At 41.1% G+C, this 8,709-nt stretch carries 8 protein-coding genes; 4 read left to right on the forward strand and 4 right to left on the reverse strand.

What is annotated here, in order from left to right; translation table 11 throughout:
- Positions 1-5: 5 nt before the first annotated feature.
- The 3 genes from I8752_RS30600 to I8752_RS30610 all read right to left on the reverse strand — a co-directional run bounded on the left by I8752_RS30600 (position 6) and on the right by I8752_RS30610 (position 2,894).
- Entirely contained in the window at positions 6-959 is a 954-nt protein-coding gene (locus I8752_RS30600; RefSeq protein ID WP_214435941.1) for an alpha/beta hydrolase, read from the reverse strand.
- Positions 960-1,100: 141 nt separating this feature from the next.
- On the reverse strand, positions 1,101-2,036 hold the full coding sequence (locus tag I8752_RS30605) for an alpha/beta hydrolase (RefSeq protein WP_214435942.1): 936 nt from the start codon (positions 2,034-2,036) through the stop codon (positions 1,101-1,103).
- Between the two features lie 9 nt (positions 2,037-2,045).
- Entirely contained in the window at positions 2,046-2,894 is an 849-nt protein-coding gene (locus tag I8752_RS30610) for an alpha/beta fold hydrolase (RefSeq protein WP_214435943.1), read from the reverse strand.
- Between the two features lie 160 nt (positions 2,895-3,054).
- On the opposite strand from I8752_RS30610, the gene I8752_RS30615 reads away from it, so the two are divergent.
- Positions 3,055-3,981: a lysylphosphatidylglycerol synthase domain-containing protein gene (locus I8752_RS30615; protein ID WP_214435944.1), complete on the forward strand. Its 927-nt coding sequence runs from the start codon at positions 3,055-3,057 to the stop codon at positions 3,979-3,981.
- Positions 3,982-4,170: 189 nt separating this feature from the next.
- Here I8752_RS30615 and I8752_RS30620 read toward each other — a convergent pair whose 3' ends face one another.
- Positions 4,171-4,554, reverse strand: a complete 384-nt coding sequence (locus I8752_RS30620; RefSeq protein WP_214435945.1) for a hypothetical protein — start codon at positions 4,552-4,554, stop codon at positions 4,171-4,173.
- Positions 4,555-5,227: 673 nt separating this feature from the next.
- Here I8752_RS30620 and I8752_RS30625 point away from each other — a divergent pair.
- The 3 genes from I8752_RS30625 to I8752_RS30635 form a co-directional block, all read left to right on the forward strand.
- A complete protein-coding gene (locus tag I8752_RS30625) occupies positions 5,228-6,223 on the forward strand; it encodes an ABC transporter ATP-binding protein (protein WP_214435946.1) in 996 nt (331 codons plus the stop codon).
- The gene (locus I8752_RS30630) at positions 6,224-7,036 is read left to right on the forward strand and encodes an ABC transporter permease (protein ID WP_214435947.1); all 813 of its coding nucleotides are present in this window, start codon (positions 6,224-6,226) and stop codon (positions 7,034-7,036) included.
- Positions 7,037-7,220: 184 nt separating this feature from the next.
- The coding region (locus I8752_RS30635; protein ID WP_214435948.1) for a GldG family protein at positions 7,221-8,709 on the forward strand (1,489 nt) is incomplete at its 3' end.

The following is an 8,709-nucleotide window of genomic DNA, read 5'->3' on the forward strand; positions in this document are numbered from 1 at the left end:
ATTAATTAGTTATTAAAATAATTTCCTTTGGCAGATGCTTTCTGCACGGTTTTTGCAGGTTCTTTGGAATTGTTAAACTGCTCCCCTACATAGGAAAGCGAGTCTTTAAGATGTTTGTGGAAATAGTTCCAGCCTATATCCGCTCCAGACAAACCATGACCTCCAGGAAATGTATAAAATACATTAGCAATACCTATCTCGTTCAAAGTGACATGAAAAGCTTTGGTAGAAACTACAAAATTAGTATCATTTTGACCAGCATCAAGATATACACGCAATCGCTTTCTGTCTGCAATTGATAACTGTTTGACAATTTGTTGGGGACTATTTTGCGGGCCGCTGTTATCGATAAAGTAACCGCTATGGCTAAATAAAATGTTGAAGTTTTTTAAATAGCGTAATCCGATATTAAATGCGCCCCATCCTCCAGAAGATAGACCTCCCAATGCCCAAAACTGGGGTTTTTCCAAGGTGCGATAACGTGACTTGACAACTTGCACTAATTCCGAACCTATCAAAGTTCCTAATTTGCCATTCGGCCCATCAAAATAATCGGGGTCATACAAAGGGCTAGAACCACGATTATCATTGCCATCGGGTGTAATTACAATCGATGGCGGCAATTTTTTACTTTTATATAATTCATGCAGTACATCTAAGATTGCATATTTATCAACATAAGCGCGGGCATCATCATGACCCCCGTGGAGTAAAAATATTACAGGATAACGCTTTTGTTGATTTTTATTATAGCCAGGCGGCAAAATTACGCCATAGCTGCGGACTGCATTCATTGCTTGGGAATTGAAACTTTCTAATTGAAACTTTAGCCCGGTATTTGCTTCTTCTTGAGGTGGGTCAAATTGGGGTGCGCCTAATATAAATACATAGTAGTAACCTGCGGCAGTTAAAACAGCGATCGCCCCTGCCACACCGACTAAAATTTTATTAATCTTCATATATCGTTATATATTACAATAAGCTAACCTAATTGTAAATTTGATTTTGTGGATCTATTGAAGTAATACCATATAATTTTTAGCATTGACATCCGAATGCCAATGCTATTTTAAAAGTTATATTTTATCAATTGCTAACTGTTAGGGTCTTTGAGCATTGTTGAAAGATTTAAAATTTAAATCTTTCGTCGTGCTTGCTATGCGTGAGGAGCGAAATTGTTCGCCCACGAAAGTTAAAGAATCTGCGAGATGTTCGCGCCAATATTTCCAAGTGTGGCTACCAGGGAACTGACGAAATGAATGAGCAATTTTTAGACGTTCTAGTACTTGAGCAAAGTCTTGAGCGTCTTTAATTTCTTCAATATCTGATGTACCCGAATCTAGATAAATCCGCAACCTTTTTTTAGCTTCCGGGGAAATATGTTGAATATAAGTTATTGGGCTATTTATTGCCCCACTTTTATCCTGAAAGTAACCACTATGACTAAATAAAATCGAGAAGTTATTCACATTATGTAAACCGACATTCAACGCTCCCCAACCGCCAGAAGATAATCCTCCCATGGCCCAAAAATTAGGGCTAGGTAGGGTACGATAACGAGTTTGCACCACTTTTACTAGTTCGCTGCCAATGGTAGTAGAAACTTTACCGTTAGGGCCATCAATATATTGGGGGTCCCAGTAACGACTAGAGCCGCGTTTGTCGTTTCCATCTGGTGTGATGATAATACTTGGTGGCAACTTACCTGTAGTGTAAAGCTGTGTGAGAGTTTTTAGAGCTTGTCCCTTCTTTTCTAAAAACCAGTCGTTGGGTTCGCCATGTCCGCCGTGGAGGAGAAAGATTACAGGATAGCGTTGTTGGGGATTTTGTTCGTAGCCAGGAGGTAAAGAAACACCATAGGTACGGCTTGTTCCCATAGTTTGACTATTGTAGGTTTCAATTTTATAAGTCAGAGGAGTAGCTAAGACACTAGAATTTGATTGTGGTGGTGTGGTGGCGACAGTTTGCGAATATTGACAGCCAAATAAGCTGAGGACTGAAATTAATAACAGAATTTTAGATAATTTGGAGTTCATTGCTGGAAATTAATTATAGACTTGTTTGTTTAACCATTCAGCGATCGCTTGATTGACCAACTCTGCACGTTCTGCCATTACCAAATGTCCCGCATTGGCAAAATGTATGTGAGTACCATTATCAAAGTGACTTGCTAACTCATCTCCCATCTGGCGTGTAAACATAGGATCTTGTTGGGCCGTAATTACCAAAGCCGGGATGTGCATTTTCGGTAAAGGGTGACGGACAAAAAAGTTATAGTTCCAAAAGATTTCTAAACTTTTGTAGGCATCCAAGTCTTTTGGTACTGGGTTTTCAGCAAAAAATCTCTCCATCACACTATGGCGGTAAGAAGTAGAAACAAAGTTGTTAAGTACTTGTACGCCAGGTAAATGATAGAGATACCTACCACCCCCAGCCATAAACTTCATTAACGGAATTTCCCACCAGGGTGCTAAATTGTGAGTACCGCCGGCAATGGCAATAATTGCACTAACTGGCTGATGTTGGGCAAATTCTAAACCAATAGGAACTCCATAACTGTGACAGCATAACACAGGCGAATTGATACCAAAGTGGTGGAGTAATCGCTGTAAATCTCGATAATGCCGCCTAATAGAATAGCGAGAGTAACGACTAGACTCTCCATGTCCTCCCAAGTCGTATGCCAAAACCTCCCAACCTTGATTTTGAGCAAACTCGTATTGCACTCTAAAGTTAAAGCGGTTTCCCATTCCTCCGTGAATAAAAACCATAGATGGAGTTATCCCTTGGTGATGGCAAACTTGTAAATCTACCCCTCGCCGCAGGTGAATTTTTACTCCGGTTAGGGCATCTTCAAGAGAGTTATGAGAAATTGAGCATTCAGTATTGAGCATGGGATAGTTGAAGAATGCAGAATACTAACTCTGAATTCTTGGTTGTTAATGCTTGATTTCCAAAATTTACGCAAATCATTTGTCAACTGTGTGTCATGCTGATGGCAAGTCTGCGACTGAGTGTAGATGAAAAGTTAATAATTTTTCTTGTGAGATTTTTATGCTCAAAAAGCTGCGACTCAACCTCAGTTCTATCTTTGGCTTGCTGCTTTTGGTAGTTTCATTGTGGGCGATCGCTCACGAATTACGCGAATATAATTATCGGGATATTTTCAACTCTTTAGCAGCCATCCCCAAAAGTCGGTTAAGCCAGGCAATTGGGCTAACGATTCTAGGGTATTTGGTAATGATAATGTATGATATCTTAAGTTTTAGCTATATCAATCGTTCTCTTGCTTGGAACAAGATAGCTTTAACTAACTTCATTAGCTCTGCATTCAGTAATACTATAGGTTTTGCTTTACTAACTGGCAGTGCTATCCGTTATCGTTTTTACTCTAAATGGCAAGTATCGACAGTAGCGATCGCCCAAATAATTACTTTTGTTAATTTCACTTTTTGGCTGGGGATGTTCGCCCTCGCTGGATTTGTATTTCTCATTAACCCATTGCAAATTCCTAGTCAACTGCATTTGCCTTTGACTCAAGTGCGTCCCATCGGGATAATTTTTCTGCTTTTGATTTTTGGCTATTTAGTATGTAGTATTTTTCTGAAACGACCATTAATTATTCGCGGACATGAATTTCGATTTCCATCTTTGAAAATATCAGCAAGTCAAATAGTTGTTTCTTGCCTTGACTGGATTTTAGCAGCGGCGGTTCTTTATGCATTGCTTCCTAGCAATACAGGTTTATCTTATCTAGACTTTTTAGGAATTTACTTATTTGGTATGTTTGCAGGTATTGTGAGTAATGTCCCTGGAGGGTTAGGAGTTTTTGAAACAGTTATTTTGTTAATTATCTCTTCTAAAATTTCGCCACCAGTAGTTTTAGGCTCACTGTTAGCTTATCGAGGAATATACTATTTTTTGCCTTTGCTATTAGCAACAGGCTTACTAGCTTTTTTTGAAATTAAATACAATAGATAAAACTTTAACCTCTGAAATTATTCAATTTTTAATACAGACTAAGCTCGACCTTATCCAATCAAGCAGCATAAACAGCAATATCCTTCATGTGAATTTCTTAATTACGAATTAGTATAAGATACGATTAAATCTGCACCAACTATAATCGGTGCAGATTTAGTAGTTATTGCTTAAGCATTTAGCATTAGCTTATCTAGAGAGATTTCTGCCAGCTTTTGCTGCACTATTACCTACTTCATCAGCAGTTTCTTTAGCACCCTCTACGTAACCCGACCCAAATTCTTTGAGGGCTTCTCCTGATTGTTGCCCAATTTTCTCAAGCCGTTTACCAGGCTCATTTTTTGTTTCACGAGCATCTTTAAACCACTGCCCGACTGTTTTTGGTCTTTCAGCATCGTTTTGTTCTACCTTTTGGCGAACTCTTTCACCTAAAGCCTTTTCACTGTCCCCAAAAGCAATGTTTGTTGTCAGCACTAAGACACCAACTAGGACAACAGCAAAAAAACGTTTTACTTGAAATTTGTTTAGTGAAGAGTTGATGCGATCTACTGTCCTAGTAATTAAATTCGTCATGCCAATACTCCATTGGTTTATTGTCAATGCTTATCACAGTTTAGAAAGTTAATTGGCTTTCTCTCCATTCAACTAAAGCCATAAGAAACGAAATTGAGTTTCTATATAAATTAGCCTAAAGAATAGAGCTATAGGTTAGTGATGAAATCTGCTAAAAATCCTAACTTATATCAAACCAATCAACTTTTTTGATTACAATTACACACTAGCTGTAAAAACATAATTATCCTTCTAACGAAAGACATATCTCTGTTATGAAAAATAAGGCTTTTTAAATACTACGGAAGAATTATCTTTGTTGTTGGTTGTCGTACAGACAAGGGTTAACCCTTGTCTGTACAAGAGGCAGAAAGCAGAAGGCAGTCCCGATGAAACAAGTTTCACCGCCATGTATGAAAAAGGTTTGTTCACGGCAGTTGCTACAACGGAGGGAACCTCAACGGACAGTTTGCTCAAGTCGGGGAACCCGCCCACGCAACTGTCCTCCGCAACGCACTGCCTCCCCTACACCCCACACCCTACACCCCACACCCTTTTTCAAGCCAGAAGCAGGAGTAATTATTATTTCTTGTCTCCCTCATCTCCCTCATCTCCCCCCACTCCCCCTGCTCATCCTTCCAAGACGATCTAAGATTGTTGGGTACTCTCTAAATTCACGATCGCCAGCACGCTAATGATTGAAGTTGACCATCTGAGTAAAACATACGGTTCTACCTCAGCTATTACTGATGTGACTTTTAGCGTCGAACCAGGAGAAATTTTAGGCTTTTTGGGGCCTAATGGCGCTGGGAAAACCACAACTATGCGGATTTTGGCTGGTTACTTACCAGCAACAAATGGCACTGCTAAAATTGCTGGCTTTGATGTTCACGAAAATTCTTTGGCTGTACGGCAGCGAATTGGCTATTTGCCAGAAACACCGCCGTTATATCCAGAAATGACTGTGGAAGGATTTTTGCATTTTGTGGCGCGAATTAAAGGCATATCAGCAGGCGATCGCGCCACTAAAGTCACCGCAGCTATAGAACGCTGCAATTTACAAGATAAGCGGCGAGTAATTATTCGCAAACTTTCTAAAGGATATCGCCAAAGAGTTGGTATTGCCCAAGCGATCGTCCACGATCCGCCAGCCATCATTATGGATGAACCGACTGTGGGACTCGATCCCCGGCAAATTATCGAGGTGCGAAATTTAATTAAAAGCCTCGCTGGGACTCATACTATTATTCTGTCTACGCACATATTGCCAGAAGTGAGCATGACCTGTAATCGCGTAGCCATCATCAATCGCGGCAAGATAGTAGCAACGAATACTCCAGAAAGTTTGATGACCCAGTTGACAGGTGGTTCTGGATATGAAATTGAAATTACGGGAGAAACTAATTTAGCCAAACAAGTTCTACAAAATGTAGCAGGTGTGAGTTTGGTAGAATCAATTTCTGGTAATAACCTTCCTAGAGATAACCGTGCTTATTTGCGGGTAATATCGCAACTGGGAAGCGAACCAGGACAAGATATTGCCTTAGCACTAGTACGAGCAGGATTTGGTTTACATGAAATGCGACGTGTAAGCGCTACTTTAGAAGATGTATTTTTGCAATTGACCACAGAAGAAAAGAATTTGCCGACTGAGGTAAACTCAGCAGAGAACGAAGGAGAAGCAGCGTAAATGGGTATAGTACTGGGTAATATTATTGCCATTTATCGCCGAGAGTTACAGAGTTATTTTGTATCGCCTTTAGCTTATGCGATCGCTGGCGTATTTTGGTTCATTTCGGGGTTATTCTTAGTAATGATTTTGCTGGGGCCAGACGGCATTTTGCCAGCAGTCGCGGCATACGATTTACAAGGACAACAACTAGGAGTGCCAGTGCCACCAATAGATGTCCCTTACGAATTTATCAGAGCATTTTTAGATCGCATGGGTTGGCTATTGTTATTTATCTTGCCCATTCTTTCTATGGGACTTTATGCCGAAGAACGCAAGCGGGGCACTTTAGAACTGTTAGCCACGTCACCAGTCACAAACTGGGCAGTAGCTACAGGGAAACTATTAGGGGTGCTAACGTTTTTTATTACGATGGTTTTACCCTTGCTAGTATTTGAAGCGATCGCAATTAGTGGGTCAAATCCACCAATGTCGCCCTCAATTCCTTTACTGGGTCACTTTGGATTAATCTTGCTAGCTGCGGCAATTTTATCTTTGGGAATGTTTATTTCCTCTTTAACAGACAGCACAATATTGTCAGCTGTCCTGACCTTTGCCTTAATTTTATTGCTATTATTTGTTGATTTAATCGCCAAAAGTATTGGCGGCCCTGTAGGAGCAGCTTTAGGCTATTTATCATTGTTGAAACATTACGACAGCCTCATCCAAGGAATTTTTGATACCAGCACCTTGATTTTATTTGCCAGTTACATTTTTTTGGGCATCTTTCTCACAGCCCAGTCCATCGATGCTCTACGTTTTCAACGGCAATAGTTAGGAGTGGTGAGTTAGTTATCAGTGGTCATTAGTCAGAAGGCTGAAGGCAGGAGTAATTATTATTTATTGTCTCCCTTGTCTCCCTCATCCCCCTCATCTCCCCCATCTCCCCCTGCTCCCTCATCACCCTCATCTCCCCCGCCCCTCTGCTTTGAGAGTGCTGAGTGCTAATTGAAAAGTCATGAAAAAAATCAAAAAAAATCAACCTTGGAAATATTTGTTTTGGCTAGGCCCGTTTTTGACTGTTGTGGGCTTAACAGCTGGCTTAGTTTCTGGAAATTGGAATCTAATTCCCCTAGCATTTTTAATTGCAGGAATTGTTATTAGTGCATGGTGGGTAGTATGGCGAAGCCAGCAAACTAACTGGTGGAAACGTCGTTCTACTCAAGCTAGTACTAATGCTTTAATTGCTATTTTGGCTGTATTGGTAATTTTAGGGTTAGTTAACTTTTTAGGTACTCGTTACCATTTACGGGCAGACTTAACAGAATCTCAGTTGTTTACTCTTGCCCCTCAATCAAAAGAATTGGTGCATAGCTTGCAACAGCCAGTGAAAGTATGGGTGTTTGATGGAAATCAAAATCCCCAAGACCGCGAATTGCTGGAAAATTATCAACGACAAAGTTCAAATTTTAAGTTTGAATACGTCGATCCCCAAACTAGACCGGGACTTGCAGACAAGTTTGGCGTTAAAGATTATGGAGAAGTTTACCTAGAATCAGGCGAGAAGCGCCAATTAGTCCAAACGATAAATCAGAATGAGCGCTTGTCAGAAGCCAGTTTAACAAATCGCCTGCAACAGATAACTAGTTCAAATACTGCTGCGGTTTACTTTCTACAAGGTCACGGCGAACGCTCAATTGCAGCGGGTGAGGGTGGAATTTCGCAAGCTGTTCGTGCACTCAGCGATAAAAGTTACACTACATCACCTCTAAATTTAGCAGAAAAGTCCCAAGTTCCTGACAATGCTGCTGTAGTGGTAGTAGCTGGGCCTAAGCGAGGGTTATTTGATAGCGAGGTCAAAGCCTTGCAAAACTATCTCAATCGTGGTGGTGACATACTATTAATGATCGATCCCGAAACTGACCCTAATCTGAATAGCTTGTTACAAGAGTGGGGCGTGCGTTTGGATAATCGTTTGGCAGTGGATGTCTCTGGTACAAGTGTAGGACTTGGCTCGGCTGCACCCATTATCACAGACTACGGACAACACCCAATTACTAAAGATTTTGGTAATGGTATTTCTTTTTATCGCTTGGCAAGACCTATAGAAATTACTCCAGTACCCGGTGTTGAGGCAACTCCTCTGCTGCGAACTAAGCCTTATCCCGATAGCTGGGCTGAAAGTGACCTGCAAAGCGAAAAACTAGAATTTAACCCTGGCAAAGACCTCAAAGGGCCTTTAACCTTGGGTGTAGCTTTAACAAGAAAAGTATCGGCTCAATCTCCAGCCACATCTAGCTCCACTCCCAGTGCTGCGGCGACTGCTTCGCCGCTACCATCACCGACGACTCAAAGTCAAGCTAGTCCAACTCCCAGTGCTACGGCGACTGCTTCGCCAACACCATCACCGACAACCCAAAGTCAAGCTAGTCCAACTCCCAGCACTGCGGCAACTGCTTCGCCGCTACCATCACCGACGACTCAAAGTCAAGCTAGTCCAACTCCCA

Origin of the sequence: Dendronalium phyllosphericum CENA369, assembly GCF_016056275.1 — a bacterium.
Taxonomy (GTDB): Bacteria; Cyanobacteriota; Cyanobacteriia; order Cyanobacteriales; family Nostocaceae; genus Dendronalium; species Dendronalium phyllosphericum.

Excerpts from the sequence above, each read along its gene's own strand:
- I8752_RS30620 (WP_214435945.1), bottom strand. The coding sequence starts at position 4,554 with ATGACGAATTTAATTACTAGGACAGTAGATCGCATCAACTCTTCACTA.
- I8752_RS30625 (WP_214435946.1), top strand. The coding sequence starts at position 5,228 with ATGATTGAAGTTGACCATCTGAGTAAAACATACGGTTCTACCTCAGCT.
- I8752_RS30610 (WP_214435943.1), bottom strand. The coding sequence starts at position 2,894 with ATGCTCAATACTGAATGCTCAATTTCTCATAACTCTCTTGAAGATGCC.
- I8752_RS30600 (WP_214435941.1), bottom strand. The coding sequence starts at position 959 with ATGAAGATTAATAAAATTTTAGTCGGTGTGGCAGGGGCGATCGCTGTT.
- I8752_RS30605 (WP_214435942.1), bottom strand. The coding sequence starts at position 2,036 with ATGAACTCCAAATTATCTAAAATTCTGTTATTAATTTCAGTCCTCAGC.
- I8752_RS30630 (WP_214435947.1), top strand. The coding sequence starts at position 6,224 with ATGGGTATAGTACTGGGTAATATTATTGCCATTTATCGCCGAGAGTTA.
- I8752_RS30615 (WP_214435944.1), top strand. The coding sequence starts at position 3,055 with ATGCTCAAAAAGCTGCGACTCAACCTCAGTTCTATCTTTGGCTTGCTG.